Origin of the sequence: Anabaena azotica SJ-1, assembly GCF_047275885.1 — a bacterium.
Classification (GTDB): Bacteria; Cyanobacteriota; Cyanobacteriia; order Cyanobacteriales; family Nostocaceae; genus Trichormus_B; species Trichormus_B azotica_A.
In genome coordinates this window covers 3,605,141-3,624,889 of the sequence record NZ_CP178454.1, presented here as the reverse complement: position 1 = coordinate 3,624,889, position 19,749 = coordinate 3,605,141, and the positions used below count along the sequence as shown (strand labels likewise).

Here is a 19,749-nt window from a genome sequence, read left to right as displayed (position 1 = left end):
AAGATTATCTTAGAATCAGGGTTCTACTAAATTCTTGGCTGCCTTGGTTGATAATTCTTCTCTATGACTATTGCTCAGTCTAATCGCCGTCTTGTGTCTGCCCTGAAAGCAACTTCCCAGGTGTGCAGTCTTTTTGTTGTCTTTGTAGGGTTTCTGGTGCTGCTGGGTTGGAGGTTCGACATCCAGACCTTAAAAAGTATTTTACCCGAATGGGTGACAATGAAACCCAATGCCGCAGTGAGTTTTATTCTGTCAGGTATTTCTTTATATTTTGGACAATCAACGAGAGAAGTCAAATGGCGGTTTGCACAAGGATGTGGCTTGTTAGTCACTATTCTGGGAATACTAACTTTGAGTGAATACCTGTGTAGCTGGAACTTGGGAATTGATCAACTGTTGTTTACAGAACAACCAGGAGCCTTTGCTACTCCGAACCCAGGTAGGATGTCACCTGTAACAGCATTCAACTTTACCCTGATTGGTGCTGCTTTGTTCCTCTTGGCTGGCAGAATCGTTCCTTACAGGCTAGTTCAACTGCTGGCACTAAGTACCAATTTAATAGCCATCCAGATTTTAATTGGCTATATGTATGGAGTTAAACCGATATTAGGGCTGGCATCCTATATCTATGCTGCTGCTCTCCATAATGCGATAGCTTCGCTCGCCGCAGGCATCGCATTTGTGTTTCTCTCCCTTGGTGTATTATTTGCCACCCCCACTCACGGGTGGATAAGTTTATTGGTGAGCAATACAGCTGGTGGAATTACAGCCAGGATACTGATGCCTGCGGCGCTTGTCGTTCCCATCATTATCGGATGGCTACGGATACTAGGAGGACAGGCTGGTTTGTTTGATGACAACTTCGGCATTGCCCTTCATGTCATTAGCAACGTGGTCGCCTTCATGGGATTGATATGGTGTAATGCCGGACTGCTTGATAGATTAGATATTAAACGTCGGCGAGCAGAAGCGGCTTTGAAAACTGCCTACGAAGAACTAGAAATAAGGGTAGAACAACGCACAGAGGAACTATCTCAAGCAAACCAAACTCTAGAGCAAGAAATTCAAGAGCGGATACGAACACAAACCGCATTACAACAATCTCTCAAAGAAGTAGCAGATATTAAGTTTGCCCTTGATCAATCCTCTATTGTCGCGATTACAGATGCTAAAGGCACGATTACATACATCAACGATAAATTCTGTGAAATCTCCCAATATTCCAGAGCCGAATTAATTGGGCAAAATCATCGCTTGCTGAATTCTGGCTATCATCCAAAAACTTTTTTTAAGCAAATGTGGGCAACCATTTCCAAAGGGCAGGTTTGGCAAGGAGAGATTCAAAACCGGGCTAAGGACGGTACATTGTACTGGGTGGCAACAACCATCATGCCTTTCTTGGATGCCACAGGCAAACCTTATCAGTACATAGCCATTCGCTCCGACATTACCACGAGCAAGCAAGCTGAAGTCGCTTTACGTGAAAGTGAAGAACGCTTCCGTCGGGCTATTCTTTATGCTCCTCTGCCCATTATTCTCCATGCTGAAGGTGGAGAAGTGCTGCAAATTAATCATGCCTGGACAGATATTACAGGTTATAGCCCAGAAGAAATACCCACTATCGAATTGTGGACTCAAAAAGCTTATGGTAGCCGCAAAGCACAAATACAGACATTAATTACTGATTTGTACAAATTAGAACAGTGTGTTGCCGCAGGAGAACATCAAGTTATCACCCGAACAGGTGAAACGCGAATCTGGGAATATTATTCGGCTCCCCTGGGTAAACTGCCGGATGCCAGAAGTCTGGTGATGACAATGGCAATGGATGTGACTGAGCGTAAGCAAGCTGAAGCATCCCTTACAGCCAGTGAAGAGAGGTTTCGCTCAACTTTTAATCAGGCAGCAGTGGGTATGGCTCATGTGGATACAGATGGACGCTGGCTATTAGTGAACCAAAAACTCTGCGACATTGTGGGCTATTCCCACGCAGAACTACTGGAAAAAACATTTCAGGACATTACTTACCCTGATGATTTAGCTATTGATATGGCTTATATGCAGCAGATGTTGGCAGGAGAAATTCAAACTTACTCTATGGAAAAACGCTACATCCGTAAAGATGGTTCTCTGGTGTGGATTGAGTTAACTGCGTCACTGGTGTGGCAAGCTGAAGGTATACCCAATTACTTTATTTCTGTCATCAACGATATCAGCGAACGGCAAGCCGCACTGCGCGAACGCAAAGCCGCAGAAGCTGTAATTCAACAACTCAACGCTACCCTAGAACAACGGGTGGAAGAACGCACAGCCCAATTAAATGAAGTTAACCAGGAGTTAAAACGTTTTGCTTATAGCGTTTCCCATGATTTGCGATCGCCCTTGCGAGCTATTCGCGGTTTAATTGAAGCACTAATAGAAGACTATGGGCATCTGTTTGATGAGATGGGACAGGAATATGCCCGACACATTGCCGCGTCTGCTCAACGAATGGATAATTTGATTCAAGATTTACTCGCTTACAGCCGACTTAGCCAAACAGATATTCAGTTAGAAGTTGTGGATTTGACAATGGTAATGCAAAATGTGCTGCACCAGTTAGAGTCAGAACGACAAGCTAAACAAGCAGAAATTACGGTGGCATTTCCCCTACCCCAAGTCATAGGTCAGCGGATAATTTTAACTCAAGTGCTGATTAATTTATTGTGTAATGCTCTCAAATATGTTGCTCCTGATATTCGTCCCCAGGTGCGTGTCTGGGCTGAAAATCAGCAAGATCACATCCGTCTATGGATAGGTGACAATGGTATTGGCATTGAACCAGAATACCAAGAACGAATTTTTGAAGTGTTTGAAAGACTACATACTAGCGATAACTATTCTGGTTCAGGAGTAGGATTAGCGATCGTGCAGAAGGGAATTGAACGGATGAAGGGGCGTGTGGGAGTTAATTCTCAACCAGGAGAGGGAAGTCAGTTTTGGATAGAACTACCAATAATCAGCAACTAAAAAATAAAAATTCCCTATTACTTTGCCTAAGATAGATAACATAAGTTACTGGTCAGGAGTTCAGGAGTTCAGGAGGCAGGAGGCAGGAGGCAGGAGGCAGGAGGCAGGAGGCAGGAGGCAGAAGGCAGGAGGCAGAAGTCAGGAGTCAGGAGTCAGGAGTCAGGAGTCAGGAGTCAGGAGGCAGGAGACAGAAGGCAGAAGGCAGGAGTCACGAGAATAAGAAGAAAATATTTCCCCCCTCTCCCCCTCATCCCCTCTGCTCCCCTGCTCCCCTACTCCCCTGCTCCCCTACTCCCCTGCATCAAACAATATTTTTCTCTGTGAGGCTAGTTTGTGAAGGATCTAGTTGTGGATGTTACTCTGAGGCTAAGTGGAGGCATTATTACCTATGATCAAGAGTGGAAAGTTACTGCAATTAACGCTCAAGTAGCGCAAATATTTGGCAGAAATTATGAAGATTTGTTAGGCAAAAATTTTTGGGCTGTGTGTCCTGAACTAATTGGTTCTCCAATCTATTATCAATGTCTTTGGGCGATCGCTCACCAATCTTCAACCCGATTTGAGCAATATTTCTATGTGTTAAATAATTGGTTTGAGGTTCATATCTACCCTAATCAAACTAATTTAACTGCTTATTTTCAAAATATTACCGAACGCAAACAACTTGAAACCAGTCTGACAGCAGAAAATATTGTATTTCCAGAATTTAGCACTCAGTTAAATAGCCAAGCCCGATCTAAACAAGATCAAAACTGGAAAAAGCTGTTAGACAATTCCTCAGATTTAGTTTGTCGATTTGACCATAATTTGCGGTATGTATATACAAACCAAGCTGTAGAAAGAGCAACAGGATTGCCCGCACTTGCCTGTATTGGCAAAACTCACGCTGAAATTGGTCTACCAAAGCAAATTTATAGTCGCTGGGATCATGTACTTGGTCTGGCTTTGAAAACTAGTCAAGAGCAATTGATTGAGTCTCGACTCCCTACACCTGACGGAGAACGTATTTATAAATCACGGATTGTTCCTGAATTGAACGACCAAGGGGTACCAGAGTATTTACTGGTATTGAGCAGGGATATTACCAAGATTAAACAAGCAGAACAAGAGCGATCGCAACTAATTCAAGAACAAGCCGCGCGGGCTGAAATTGAGCAAGTTAACCGAGTTAAAGATGAATTTTTAGCAGTATTGTCCCATGAATTGCGATCGCCCCTCAATCCCATTCTCGGATGGGCTAAACTGTTACAAACTCGCCAATATGACACCACAACCTTAAATCGCGGCTTAGAAATCATCGAACGCAATGCAAAAATTCAGGCACAATTAATCGAAGAATTGCTAGATGTTTCCAGAATTTTGCGTGGCAAGCTGATTTTACAAAAATGTCCCGTTAATTTAACATTAACTATTGAAGCTGCGATCGAGACTGTGCAGTTAGTAGCCCAAGCTAAAGAAGTGGAAATTTGCACTTACTTTCATCCAAATGTCGGCAAGGTTATGGGTGATCCAGATCGACTCCAGCAAGTAGTCTGGAACTTACTTTCTAACGCCGTTAAATTTACCACTTTTGGAGATAGCATCGAGATTTGGCTAGAGCAAATAGATTCTCAAGCACAAATTACCGTCAAGGATCACGGAGTAGGAATTGCACCTGATTTTCTACCCCACATATTTGATTCCTTTCGTCAGGCAGATAGCTCAATTACCCGCTCATCCAATGGATTAGGACTCGGACTGGCAATAGTTTCTAATCTGGTAGAATTGCATGGTGGTACAGTCACAGCAGAAAGCAAAGGTGAAGCACAGGGCGCTACATTTATTGTCAAATTGCCCATCATCAGTACCCCTATTACAGAAAATCAACCTCATCCTGCTTCATCACAGTTAATAACCTTAGCAGGAACTCAAATTCTGGTAGTAGATGATGAGGCAGATTCCCGCCAATATGTGGCATTTGTCCTAGAGGAACATGGAGCTAAAGTCACCACTGCGGCATCAGCTACTGAAGCTATACAACTTTTTACTCAACTCAAACCAGATGTATTAATTAGCGATATTGGTATGCCTGATATTGACGGCTATACTCTATTACAACAGATAAGAGCATGGAATTTAAAGCCAGAAATACCAGCAATTGCCCTCACAGCTTACGCCAGTGAACACGACAAAAAACTAGCTTACCGCGCTGGGTTTCAACATCATATTCCCAAACCCATCGAGCCAGACAAACTGGTAATAGTTGTTGCCAAACTTATCCAGGAAATCAAATAGTTGCCTTAGTTGGTGGTGGAATCCAATACACACTCAGCACAAGGATAATGTTAACTAAAGAATCAACATCTGCTGGCTTCACTAAGCAAAAATTTACACCTTGTTGGTAAGCCAATACAATATCTTCATCTAAAGCAGTACCAGTCAACATTACTATAGGTAGATGTTGAAATTGGGGTTGTGCCTGTACCCACTGCACAAGCTGCATCCCTGATTTTCCAGGTAGTCTTAAATCTGTCAAAAGTAGGCTAGGCAGAGGATTAGCAAATCGATCTTCATAGGGAGTCTGCCCCAGTAAATAGCGAACAGCATCTTCCATTGTGGTGACGACCCGCAATTTGGGTAAGTTCTCCAACTTAGAACGCTGTAGCGCCCGTTTGAGAAGCAGTACATAGGCGGGGTCATCCTCAACATATAAGACAGTTTTGGAATCAACTTCCATCTGTGAGAACCTTAATTAAGCAAAAACAGGATGAGGAGGATGGGGAGGATGGGGAGCAGAGGGGCAGGGGAGCAGGGGGGCAGAGGAGCAGGGGAGCAGAGGGGCAGGGGAGCAGGGGAGCAGAGGAGCAGGGGGGCAGGGGAGGATGGGGATTTAACTAGACACCCACAATGCTTGTATTTCTTAGCCTGTAATAGTTGTCTCTGATTTAATGAGAATAAAAACTCTTAGATAGAACGGGCTTATGGGTTCACTATTATTCATTATCTTATCAGAAAATAGGCTGGAGACTCTGGAATCAACTGCTAAAAACCCAAAAAATTTAGGATTTGAAATCTTTTAATCCGAGAATATACGCGTAATAATTCCGCAAAGTAAGCTAAGTGAGGTGTTTACACCAAGGGTGATTTTATGATAATATGTTAATGATTTTTTAGTTAACTACGGTGATATTTTTGTACAGTTGTAAGCAAATATTATCAAGCTTTCTATTCACAAATAGCAGAACAGATTATGATTTTTTTTTAGCTGAAACATTTAATTTATTTAAGAGAGAATTTCTGTACCTTTGTGTTGGAAGTTCACAATTAATTCCAAGTTTCAATTTAGTTGAACTCTGGTGAAATTACATTACAGATCAGGATAAATGAATACTAATGCTGACACCCCCATAATTCCTGGATATCAACTTAGGGAGCTACTGTATGCAGGCTCTAAAACTAGAGTATATCGAGCTATTCAACAGATTGATCAATTGCCAGTAGTGATCAAAATTTTGACATCAGAATATCCTAGTTTCAACGAATTATTACAATTTCGCAATCAATATACTATTAGCAAAAATCTCAAGATTCCTGGTATTATTCAGCCTCTATCATTAGAGACTTATGGTAGTGGTTATATTTTAGTGATGGCAGATCAGGAAGAAATATCTTTAAGAGAGTACATCAAAACTACTACCCTGCCTTTAGCCGAATTTTTAGCGATCGCACTCCAGCTAACTAATATTCTCCACCATTTGCACCAAAAGCGGGTGATCCACAAAGACATCAAACCCGCCAACATTCTGATTAACCCACAAACTAAACAAGTCCAACTGATTGATTTTAGTATTGCCTCCCTGTTACCCAAAGAAACCCAGGAAATCAAAAATCCTAATGTGTTAGAAGGAACTCTCGCTTATATTTCCCCAGAACAAACCGGGAGGATGAATCGAGGCATAGACTACCGCAGTGATTTTTATTCTCTGGGAGTCACATTTTATGAATTATTGACAGGAGAGTTACCATTTATCTGTGATGCCCCCATGGAGTTGGTGCATTGTCATCTGGCACAACTGGCTAGTTACGTATCTGATATCAAACCAGAAATACCAACAGTTATCAGTAAAATTATCAATAAACTCTTGGCAAAAAACGCCGAAGATAGATATCAGAGTGCTTTGGGATTACAGCACGATTTTGAGATTTGTTCATCTCAACTAAAAGATACAGGCAAAATTACAGATTTTGAAATTGGTCAGAGGGATGTGTGCGATCGCTTCTTGATTCCTGAAAAACTCTATGGCCGGGAAGCGGAAGTTCAGCGGTTACTAGATGCCTTTGAGCGCGTCACCAATGGCACATCAGAAATAATGCTTGTGGCAGGATTTTCCGGCATTGGTAAAACAGCGGTCGTCAATGAAATTCACAAACCTATTACCCGTCAGCACGGGTATTTTATTAAAGGTAAATTTGACCAATTTAATCGCAACATTCCCTTTTCTGCCTTTGTGCAGAGTTTCCGTAATTTGATGGGGCAGTTGCTTTGTGAATCCGACACCCAACTACAAACTTGGAAAACACAAATTCTTGCCGCCTTGGGAGAAAATGCCCAGGTGATCATCGAAGTTATTCCCGAATTGGAACGGATCATCGGAGAACAACCGCCAGCACCAGAACTATCAAGCACCGCAGCCCAGAACCGGTTTAATTTACTATTCCAGAAATTTCTGCAAGTCTTCACCACACCAGAGCATCCCCTGGTGATATTTTTAGATGATTTACAATGGGCAGATTTGGCATCGCTGAAGTTGATACATTTGTTGATGGGCGAATTACAAACAGAATATTTGCTGCTGATAGGTGCTTACCGGGATAACGAAGTCTTTCCAGCACATCCGTTGATGCTAACACTGCATGAAGTCAGCCAAGCAGGAGCAACACTGAATAGCATTACATTACAACCTTTGTCCGTACCCAGTTTAAATCAGTTGGTAGCAGATACCCTTAATTGCGCCATAGAATTAGCCCAACCCTTGACGAAATTAGTCTATCAAAAAACTCAAGGCAACCCCTTTTTTGCCACGCAATTTCTCAAAGCCTTGTATCAAAAACAACTGATTACCTTTGATGCTCAAGCGGGATATTGGCAATGTGATATCACCTCAGTGCGGGATGCTGCCTTGACCGATGATGTAGTGGAACTGATGGCGCAGCAGTTACAGCGACTTCCAGTAGAGACTCAGGCAGTTTTAAAACTAGCGGCTTGTATTGGAAATCAGTTCGACTTGAGTACACTAGCGATCGTTTCTGAGCAATCCCCAACAGAAGTAGCAACAACACTTTGGAAAGCTTTACAGCAAGGATTGATTCTGCCCCAGAGTGATATTTACAAATTCTATTTGGGGGATAGGGAGGCGAATCAGCATACCCCAGATGAAATCCTCAATTATCGGTTTCTGCATGATCGCGTCCAACAAGCGGCTTATTCTTTGATACCTGAAGTCCAAAAACAAGTGACGCATTTGCAGATAGGTCGATTGTTGCTGCAAGGACTGTCACCGCAAGAAAGAATCGAACAGATTTTTGAGATTGTCAATCAACTGAACTTAGGCAGAGGTACAATCTCCGATGCCGTGGAAAAACAGCAACTGGCTCAGTTAAACCTGCAAGCTGGACAAAAGGCAAAACTCTCTGCTGCCTATCAAGCTGCTCAGAATTATTATGATACTGGCATGGACTTATTGACTACAGAAGTTTGGCAGACTAACTATACCTTAATGTATGCCTTGCACCGAGAAGGATCGGAAACTGCTTATCTTTGTAGCCATTTTGATCGAGCAGAAGCCCTTTATGCAGTCACCTTAGCCCAAGCCCAAACCCCCTTAGATAAAGCTGTGGTTTATCGAATACAGATGACCCAATATCAGCTTCAGGGTCGAAATGCAGAAGCGATCGCTATTCAAATTCAAGCTTTACATCTGTTAGGGTTGACGATGCCCACAGAGCCGGAGATGATTCAAGCTGGCTTAGATACAGAAATTGCCACAGTTGAGCAATTTTTAGAGCAGCACACCATAGAATCCATTCTCGCAGCCCCAAAAATGCAAGATCCCTACATTGCAGAAATGCTGCGAATTTTACAAATTTTGTTTTATGCGGCATGGCTTGATGGTCAAAGCACCTTAGCCTTACTAGCAGTGGCCAAGATGACCACACTGTCATTACAGTATGGTAATAGCGATATGTCTCCCTTCGGCTATGGCGGCTATAGCATGATTGCCAATACTGTACTCAAAGACTTTGCTACCGCCCATCGCTTTGGGGAAATGGCAGTGCATCTGTGTGAGCAATTCGATAATGCTGACGTGGGCGGTATGACTAACTTCCTGTTTGCTGCCGATATCCATAGTTGGAGTCGCCCAATTCGAGAGGCGGATACCTACTACGAAAATGCCTATAAATATAGCATGGAAGCCGGAAACTGGCTGACAGTTAGTTTCATGATGATGCAAAGTGGTTCTGATCGCCTGACCTACGGTAAAAATTTAGATGATTTGTATGCGATCGCTCAAAACCACGCCGCTTTTCTAGCTCACATCAAAAGCTTAGATAACCTGGATGCATTGAGGGGAGGAGTGATTCAACCAATTCGCCATCTTCTGGGTTTAACAAAAACACCTTTTACCTTTGATGACGATAGTTTTAGTGAAGCCCAGTATTTGCAAAAATACAAGCATTCTCCTTATAACTTGTCTTGGTTATATTCTGTGAAAATTCGCCATGCTTATTTATTTAACCAGCAAGTCACATACTCTGATTTAATCCCCCAACTGAGCATGATTGAAAATACAATTGCCACTCATGCAAAAGTACCTTCCAGCGTTTTTTATGTGGCATTAATGCACCTGGCTTTAGCTGAAACTGCTACCGAAGATGCTGCACGTCAAAAGCATTGGCAAGCATTCTTCCCATTAGAAGAACGCCTAAACTTTTGGGCTAAAGCTTGTCCGGAAAACATTCAGCACAAATGTCTACTCATCCAAGCAGAAAAAGCACGGCTAAACCAAGAAAAAATCACGGCGATTGAACTTTATGACCAAGCAATTACCCAGGCTCATGCAAATGCTTACGGCTACGAAGAAGGTTTAGCAAACGAACTAGCAGCTAAGTTTTACCTCAATTGGGGTAAAGAAAAAATTGCCGCAGTCTATATGCAAGAGGCTTACTACTGTTATAGCCGTTGGGGTGCAAAAGCAAAAACTGATCAGTTAGAACAACTTTACCCCAATTTGCTGCGCCCCATTTTTCAGCAAGCAGCATCAACAAGTATATTGGAAACCCTTAACATCCATAAGGTCTCGATCCATTCCTCCACAACTAGTATCTTATCATCTGGTACAAGTATCAATTTAGCTCTGGATTTTGCCACCATACTCAAAGCCTCTCAAAGCCTATCCAGTAAGATTCAACTGGATGAACTCCTGTACCAACTGACTCAGATTATTGTCCAGAACTCTGGAGGCGATGGCTGTGCCTTGATTCTACCTGATAGGAACGGAGAATGGCAGGTCAAAGCCATTGCTACAACCGAAACCACAGAACTGTATTCCCAACCCCTAGAAGGTAATCCCAATCTACCCGTAAAACTAATTCAGTACGTCAAAAACACCCAAGAAATTGTGATGATTGACGAACTGAAGACCGATTTACCTGTGATTGATCAGTATTTATATCAGCAAAACCCAAAAAGTGTGCTGTGCTTACCAATTCTCAATCAAGGAAATTTAGTTGGGATTTTATTTTTGAAAAATTCCTCAACCAGCAGAGTGTTTCGCGATCGCATTCCGCTGCTTAACTTCCTTTGTAACCAAGCTGCCATTGCTCTAGAAAATGCCCATTTATATCAACAATCTCAAAGTTATGCTCAACAGTTAGAACAATCACTGCAAATATTACAGACGACTCAAAAACAGCTGCTCCGAGATGAACACATATTACAAAAGCAAGCTTTAGCATTGCTTCAGCTTTCTCAAAGTAAAGCTATTAATCAAGGACATCTGAGTGAAGCATTCCAAGAAATAACAGAAGTAACAGCTGAAACTTTAGAAACAGAACGAATCAGTGTTTGGCTGATTGATGAACACCAAAGCAAAATTAAGTGTGTGAATTTATATCAGCGTTCTCTTCAAGAGCATTCACAAGGATTTGAACTCCAGGTAGCAGATTATCCAGCCTATTTCTTAGCAGTGAAGTCACAACCAATCATCGCTGCGGATGATGCTTTGACCGACCCCCGCACCTGCGAATTTAACAATGGTTATGCGGATGTATTCAAGATATCATCTATGCTTGACTCCAGAATCCAATTGGATGGAGACATAGGAGGAATTATTTGTTGTGAACACGTTGGTGAAAAACGTAGTTGGACTTCAGCCGAGCAAAATTTTATCAGTTCCATGAGCAATTTAATCGCCCTAGCCCTGGAATCTAATCAACGACAACACAAAACCAAACAACTCAACGAAGCACTTTTAGATTTAAAGCAATCCCAATTACAAATAGTGCAGAATGAGAAAATGGCATCTTTGGGTAACTTAGTCGCCGGCGTTGCTCATGAAGTTAATAACCCTATCGGTTTTCTCAATGGCAGTATCAAAAACGCCAAAGAATACATCCACGATTTAATGGCACATATAGAACTTTATCAACAATACTATCCCCAACCAGTTTCAGCAATTCAAGAGAACGCCCAGGATATAGATTTGGCATTTTTGATGGCAGATTTACCCAAATTACTCGATGCGATGATCGGCGCAAATAACCGCATCAAATCTATTAGTAATAGTCTGCGTACCTTCTCCCGTGCTGACACCGACTACAAAGTAACTGCTAATCTGCATGAAGGTTTGGATAGTACCCTGTTGATTTTAAAATACCGCCTCAAAGCTAACGAACACCGTCCTGCCATCATAATTCAGCCAGAATATGGCAATATTCCCCCAATTAAATGCTTCCCTGGACAATTAAATCAAGTGTTTATGAATATCTTGGCAAACGCCATTGATATGTTTGATGAGATGGCACAAACTTCTACATTGGCGGAACTCCAAGCCCATCCCCAACAAATTACAATTAGTACAGAGGCGATCGCTAACCAAGTTTATATCAAGATTAGAGATAACGGTAAAGGGATAAGTACAGAAGTCCAAGGGAAAATATTTGATCATTTATTTACTACTAAAGGAGTAGGTAAAGGTACAGGATTAGGACTAGCGATCGCACGTCAAATTGTGGAAGAAAGACACGGTGGCACAATTGAGGTGAATTCCATACTGGAAAAGGGTACAGAATTCGTAATTTCCATTCCCATCAAGGTTTAATTTTTTAACTCCTTCCCCCCACACCCCCTGTCAACAATGTTGTTCTCCTCCTTGATAGAACCCAATAATCTAGAACAGGCAATTGCTGAAACTCCATTAATTGTGACTTCAGATACACTCGCAACCGATGTCATTGCTCTCATGAGTAGCGTCCGAGGAAGTTGTTTATTGCCAGAAGAGGGAGTGCATAAAAGTTACTTGTTGACTGATTGCCGGGCTAGTTGTGTATTAGTAGTTGAAAATACTGAAATTAAAGGTATTTTTACAGAACGAGATGTGGTCAGAATGAGTGCTGAAGGAAAACAGCTTGGGCAAATGACCATTGGTGAAGTGATGACTCGCTCTGTAATTACCATCCGCCAATCTGAGTTTACCGATATTTTTGTGGCATTGAATCTATTTCAAAGACACCGAATTCGTCATCTGCCGATTTTAGATGATCAAGGCCAAATATTAGGACTGCTCACCCATGAAAGCTTGCGTCAACTGCTACGTCCAGTAGACTTATTACGGTTGCGTCTGGTGTCGGAAGTTATGAATGTTCGCATAGTCCAAGCTAGTCCACAAACTTCATTGCTGGATATCACTAAGTTGATGGCAAGGGACAATGTGAGTTCAGTGATAATTGTGGAAGAAAACAATTCTCTGTTGATACCTGTGGGGATGATGACTGAACGTGATATTGTCCAGTTTCAGGCCTTGGCTATGAATTTGGCTGCTACTCAAGCACAGACCGTGATGAGTAGTCCGGTTTTCTCTGTTGCTCCCGATGAAACTCTGTGGTCAGTATTAACCCTAATGCAGTCAAGACACATAAATCGGGTCGTAATTACTGGTAAATATGGGGAATTATTGGGTATTGTCACCCAAACTACTTTGCTGCAAGCCTTGAATCCGCTGGATATTTATAATTTGGTAGATAATCTCAAGCAGGAGGTATCACGGTTAGAATTAGAAAAGCTGGAGTTATTACAGATTCGGAATGCAGAATTAGAGCTAGAGGTACAAAAACGCACAGCAGAGTTGCAGAGACAGGCACAGAGAGAACGGCTATTGAGTGGGATTACTAGCCGAATTAGAAGATCATTGGACTTGCAAGAAACTTTGAATGCGATCGCCATTGAGGTGCGACAATTTTTGAATTGCGATCGCGTTCTTGTCTACCAATGTCATTCTAATGGCAATGGCATAGTCATTGCTGAGGACGTAATAGCAGGATGGTCATCTTTACTAGGACAACAGTTTAACGATCCTTGTTTTACACCGGATTGGATCGAAAAGTATATTAATGGTAAAATTCAGGTTGTTGATGACATGACTGCTAATAATATGAGTCCCTGTCATCAGGAATTATTAGCAGGTTTGCAAATCCAAGCGAAGATTTTAGTTCCTATTATTGTCAGTGAAAAACTTTGGGGATTGATGCTGGCTTGTCAAAATGATGCTCCCCGGATCTGGCAACCAGAAGAAACAGAATTGCTTAAACAGCTTTCTAATCATGTAGCTATTGCTATCCATCAAGCTGAACTTTATCACCTTGTGCAACAAGAACTTCTAGAACGACAAAAAGCCGAAGTTGCTTTAGCTCAATCTGAAGAACTTTATCGCGCTACTCTCAGCAATATTTCTGATGCTTTATTTGTTACTGATAACGATGGTAAATTTACTTTTATTTGTCCTAATATTAATATTCTCTTTGGCTATTCAGTAGCAGATGTAGCCCAAATGGGAAACATTCAAATTCTACTTGGACAAAATTTATTTGACCCACAACATTTAGCTTTAGCTGGTGAAATTACTAATATTGAACGCGATATTTGTGATCAACAGGGAAGAACCCATACAATCTTAATTAATGTCAAGCAAGTGCAAATTGGCGCAGGAACTATATTATATTGCTGTCGAAATATTACGGAACGCAAACACGCAGAAAAAGCATTAAAAGACAGTGAAGAACGCTTGCGAACAATTGTGGAAACCAGTGCTAGTGGTCTTGTCACCGTGGATCGTGAAGGTAAAATCGTCTTTGTCAACCCATCAGCAGCAAGGATGTTTGGTAGAGAGATAGAAATACTTTGCGGCTGGCCCTTTGCACTACCTTATGGTTATGATACTCACCAAGTAGAAGAGATTGAAATTTTGCAAGCATCTGGACAGCGACGTATAGTAAATATGCAAGCAGCTACCATTGCTTGGGAAGGTCAAAATGCATTTTTGATGTCATTGTCGGATATTACCGATCTCAAAGAAACCGAAGAATTATTGCGTCAAAGTGAAACTAAATATCGGCTGTTGGTGGAAAATTTGCCCCTTGGTTTGGTTGTTCACTCAGTGGATACTAGTATTCTCACCTGCAATGCCAAAGCTGGTGAATTTTTAGAACTAACTTGGTCTCAAATGCAGGGTAAAACTTTGCTCGATCCTGGTTGGTATTTTTTGAGGGAAGATGAAACAGTAATGCCACCTTCAGAATACCCAATCAATCAAGTAATTTCTTCACTTCGACCCCTAACAAATTATGTGGTTGGGGTGAATAGACCCCAAAGTAAAACACAAATTTGGTTATTGGTAAATGCTTTTCCTGAATTTAATAAAAATGGTGATTTGCAACAAGTAGTAGTCACATTTGTGGATATTAGCGAAAGGCAAGCCGCACTGAAGAAACGCAAACAAGCAGAAATAGCCCTGAGAGATAGTGAAGAACGATTTCGACAAATTGCAGAAAACTTGCCGGAAGTAATTTGGATGACCAGTCTAGATACTTCAGAAACAATTTTTGTAAGTCCCCAATATGAAAAAATTTGGGGTCTTAGTTGTGAAAGTGTTTACCAAGAACCCCACAGTTGGATTAATGCTATTCACGAAGATGACAAAGAACGGGTGAGAAATGCTATTATTATTAAAGCTAAATTAGGTAAATTTGATGAAGAGTACCGGATTATTCAACCAGATGGCGAACTGCGTTGGATTCGCGATCGCGCTTTTCCCATAGCTAATGATGAGGGTAAAGTTTATCGGATTGCCGGTTTTGCCGAAGATATTACTAAACGCAAGGAAGCAGAGGAAGAATTACGGCAACTTAACGAAGAATTAGAAGGTAGAGTTGAACAACGGACTACTGCTTTACGAGAATCACAGACGATGCTGCAATTGGTATTGGATACTATACCACAGCGTGTTTTCTGGAAAGATCAACAATCCGTGGTGAGAGGTTGTAATCGCAAGTTTGCAGAAGATGTTGGTCAATCCCCAGAAGAAATTATCGGACAAGATCCTTATGATATGTCTGCAACTTGTGAAGAAGTAGATTCTTACCTCAGATGCGATCGCTTGGTGATGACAACTGGTCAACCACAACTGCACATTCAAGAAACTTTCCATAAACCAGATGGTTCTGTGATGTGGATAGAAACCAATAAAGTACCGTTGCGAGACACTAAGGGCAATATTATTGGTATTTTGGGAACTTATGAAGATATTACCAGCCGCCGCAGTGCAGAAGAAGCCCTACGCTACAGTGAAGAACGATTTCGCATCGCTTTAAATAACTCGCCAATTGTGGTATTTAATCAAGACCTTGACCTACGTTATACCTGGATTTATAATCCGGCTTTGGGTTATAAACCTGAAGATGTGGTTGGTAAGTTTGAGGCTGATCTGTTCCTGCCCAAAGATGCTACAAGATTAGAAACATGGAAACGGCAGGTTCTGTCCACAGGTCAAGGGATGAGAGAGGAAATTATCGTTGGTACCGAAGATAATTTTAATTGCTACGTTCTAACAATTGACCCACTACGCGATCGCAATGGTAATATCGAAGGTGTTACCTGTGCTGCACTTGATATCACTGAGCGCAAAAAAGCGGAACTGGCTTTAAAAGAAAGTCAATATTTAATTCAAAGGATCACAGAAGCCAGCCCGGATATTCTTTACATATATGATTTACAAGAACAACGCAATGTTTACATTAACCGCGAAATGGCAGGATTATTAGGTTATTCTGCACAAGAAATGCAAAATATGGGTTCAGAATTACTTTTGCAACTTATCCATCCAGATGATTTTCCGAACGTATTGGCTCATCATGCTCGTTTTGCTACAGCCACAGATGAAGATATCTGGGAATTTGAATACCGGATGCGCGATCGCCTTGGCAATTGGCACTGGTTTCTGAGTCATGATACCGTATTTAACCGGGATGCTGAAAACCGCCCCAAACAAATTATCGGTGCGGCCTTAGAAATAACCGAACGCAAGCAAATTGACGCAGAACTCCGCCAAACTAATGCTGAACTTGCTCGTGCGACGCGACTCAAAGATGAGTTTTTAGCAAATATGAGTCACGAATTGCGAACCCCGCTGAATGCGATTTTGGGAATGTCAGAAAGCTTATTAGAGGGAGTTGGTGGAGAAACAAGCGATCGCCAAAAATATGCACTCAAAATTATTCAACGCAGTGGTAAACACCTCCTGGAACTGATTAACGATATTCTCGATCTCTCCAAAATAGAAGCAGGTAAATTAGAACTGCAACTTGCTCCCGTCGCTTGTAGCTATCTTTGTGATTCCAGTGTAACATTTGTCAAACAACAGGCCCTAAAGAAAAATATTCAAATTTCCGTAGACATACCGCCCCATTTACCTAACCTAGTAGTAGATGAACGCCGTATTCGTCAGATACTGATTAATTTGCTCAACAACGCCGTCAAATTCACCCCCAATGGTGGTAGCGTCAAGCTAATTGTACGCCAGGAGATGGAGAGATGGGAAGATGGGGAGATAAATAACCCAATCACCAATACCCAATCACCAATTCAATGGATTTGCTTTTCAGTGATTGATACTGGAATTGGGATTGCACCAGAAGAGTTAGATAAACTGTTTCAAGCATTTGTGCAAATTGACAGCAGTTTGAACCGTCAGCACAATGGTACAGGATTGGGTTTAGCTCTAGTCAAGAGATTAACAGACCTGCATTGTGGTCAAATAACTGTTACTAGTGAGGTAGATCACGGTAGTTGTTTTACAGTTAGAATACCCTGTATAGATAAATGGGAAAGAGCCGAAAACATTCAATTACCACCTAATTGTCAACTCTTACCCAGCACTCAAAACCAAAATTTACCAGTATTAATCATTGAAGATTCAATGGTTGCAGCTGAACAAGTTGCTCGATATTTGAGTGAACTGAATATGCAAACCACCATCTATACCAGAGGTGATGGAGCAATTGATGAGGCCATCCGCATCCTGCCAATACTGATAATTTTGGATATTATGTTACCCAACCTCTCTGGATGGGAAGTATTGCGACAACTTAAAAACGAGCCAGAAACACAAAATATACCTGTAGTTGTAATTTCGGTAGTTGATGAGCGATCGCAAGCAATATCATTAGGAGCTATTGATTATTTAGTTAAACCCATTAGCCGTGACCAAATCCAAAAAACATTAAACAAACTCCAACCACCAGATCATTCCTTAACAACTGCGCTCATTATTGATCTTACAACCACCCCAACTTCAGCACCAATTGAAGCAACAGCCCCACCCTTGATTCTACTAGCAGAAGACAATGAAGCCAATATTGCCACCATATCCAACTATCTAGGTGCAAGGGGATATAGCCTAATTATTGCCAAAAATGGCCACGAAGCTGTTACTCTCACTAAAGAACAACACCCTAATTTGATTCTTATGGATATCCAAATGCCAGGTATGGATGGATTGGAAGCAATGCGGTTCATACGTGCCGAACAGCAATTTATGCAAACCCCAATTATCGCCTTAACTGCTTTAGCCATGCCCGGTGATCAAGAAAAATGTATCATGGCAGGAGCTAATGACTATTTAACCAAACCAGTCAAACTGAAATTTTTAGTAGCTAAAATTCAACAGTTATTAAAACAGGTAACAGATGACAGGTAAGAAGGGAGGAAATAATAATTAATAATTGATACCTAATAAATAATAATGGAAAATCCAGCAAAAATTTTAATTATTGATGATGAACCTGATAACTTTGATGTTATTGAAGCACTATTAGATAGTGAAGGTTATGAATTAAGCTATGTTGCTAATGGACTGCAAGCCTTTGATATGTTAGCTCACTGCCAACCCGATGTGATCTTGCTAGATGTAATGATGCCGCAGATGAATGGGATCCAATTTTGTGAACAATTCAAATCACATCTTCAATGGAAACATATTCCAGTCATTATGGTGACAGCTTTGAGTTCTAAAGAAGATTTATCTGAATGTATAGCTGTAGGTGCTGACGATTTTATCAGTAAACCTGTGAATGGAATTGAACTGCGATCGCGAGTTAGATCAATGCTACGTATCAAACAACAATACGATTCCCTTCAAGAAGCTCTACGCTTACGAGAAGACCTTTCTAACATGATTGTTCATGATTTGCGGAATCCATTAACATCAATTATTCTCTCCGCAGAAATGTTGCGTATTGGCAACTTATCACCTGACAGACAGGTTCAAAAAAGCACTCAGATCATCGCCTCTGGACAAAAATTGCAATCAATGATTGATAATTTGCTATTAATGGCGAAATTAGATTCTGGTAAATTAATTCTACATCGCACAAATGTTGATCTATGTGAAATTTGCTCCTCAGCGATTGCCGATATGGAAACAGCTATAATTCATAAAAATCTCCAACTAATCAGCTATTTACCCCAACCGGGTGGAAGTATCAGCTTAGATGTAAGTTTATTCCGTCGAGTTATTGATAATTTGCTCTCTAATGCAATTAAATTTTCCTATTCCGATTGTAAAATCATCTTACAAGCTGAATATCTAGCAGCAGGAAAAGCCAAAATTCAAGTAACTGATTCAGGATCAGGGGTGAAAGAAGAATTACGTGAAGTCATTTTTGAGAAATATGAAATTGGCGCTTTCAACAAAGCCGCATCTCAGATTGGTTTAGGTCTTGCCTTTTGCAAAATGACTGTAGAAGCTCATGGAGGCAAAATAAAGGTAGAAAGCAATCAACCACAAGGATCAATCTTTACCATTGAGATATAAAAATGTAACAATCAGAATTGTTAACTTTCTTTTCAATCCTCACTATGAAAGCAACTTGGAATGGCGCTACTTTAGCCGAAAGTGATACAACCGTAGTCGTAGAAGGAAATCATTACTTCCCTGCGGATACCATTAACAAAGAATATTTTCGAGACAGTGATACTCACACCACTTGTTTTTGGAAAGGAGTTGCTAGCTACTACAACATAGAAGTAGATGGACAAGTCAACAAAGATGCAGCTTGGTACTATCCCAGCACCAAAGAAAAAGCCAAAAATATAGAAGGTTATATCAGCTTCTGGAAAGGTGTGAAAGTTTCAGCTTAGGCTAACATTAG

Annotated in this window: 7 protein-coding genes; 6 read left to right on the top strand and 1 reads right to left on the bottom strand. The window is 41.2% G+C overall.

Annotation, left to right across the window (positions count from 1 at the left end):
• Positions 1-63 precede the first annotated feature (63 nt).
• Together ACLLO5_RS15905 and ACLLO5_RS15900 are read left to right on the top strand one after the other, a co-directional pair.
• Positions 64-3,009: a PAS domain S-box protein gene (locus tag ACLLO5_RS15905; protein ID WP_413171477.1), complete on the top strand. Its 2,946-nt coding sequence runs from the start codon at positions 64-66 to the stop codon at positions 3,007-3,009.
• A 333-nt stretch (positions 3,010-3,342) separates the two neighbouring features.
• Entirely contained in the window at positions 3,343-5,283 is a 1,941-nt protein-coding gene (locus tag ACLLO5_RS15900; protein ID WP_413171476.1) for an ATP-binding protein, read from the top strand.
• Here ACLLO5_RS15900 and ACLLO5_RS15895 read toward each other — a convergent pair.
• Positions 5,276-5,725: a response regulator gene (locus tag ACLLO5_RS15895; RefSeq protein WP_413171475.1), complete on the bottom strand. Its 450-nt coding sequence runs from the start codon at positions 5,723-5,725 to the stop codon at positions 5,276-5,278. The two genes, ACLLO5_RS15900 and ACLLO5_RS15895, sit on opposite strands and share 8 nt — an antisense overlap.
• A 646-nt stretch (positions 5,726-6,371) precedes the next feature.
• Between ACLLO5_RS15895 and ACLLO5_RS15890 the strand changes: the two genes are divergently transcribed.
• Genes ACLLO5_RS15890 through ACLLO5_RS15875 form a run of 4 tightly spaced genes read left to right on the top strand, consistent with a single transcriptional unit; the run spans position 6,372 to position 19,738 of the window.
• A complete protein-coding gene (locus ACLLO5_RS15890) occupies positions 6,372-12,368 on the top strand; it encodes an AAA family ATPase (RefSeq protein WP_413171474.1) in 5,997 nt (1,998 codons plus the stop codon).
• 51 nt (positions 12,369-12,419) lie between these two features.
• Complete coding sequence (locus tag ACLLO5_RS15885) at positions 12,420-18,296, top strand: PAS domain S-box protein (RefSeq protein WP_413171473.1); 5,877 nt, start codon at positions 12,420-12,422, stop codon at positions 18,294-18,296.
• Between the two features lie 45 nt (positions 18,297-18,341).
• Positions 18,342-19,412 (top strand): response regulator, encoded by a 1,071-nt coding sequence (locus tag ACLLO5_RS15880; RefSeq protein WP_413171472.1) that lies wholly within the window; start codon positions 18,342-18,344, stop codon positions 19,410-19,412.
• Positions 19,413-19,456: 44 nt separating this feature from the next.
• Entirely contained in the window at positions 19,457-19,738 is a 282-nt protein-coding gene (locus tag ACLLO5_RS15875; protein ID WP_413171471.1) for a DUF427 domain-containing protein, read from the top strand.
• Positions 19,739-19,749 lie beyond the last annotated feature (11 nt).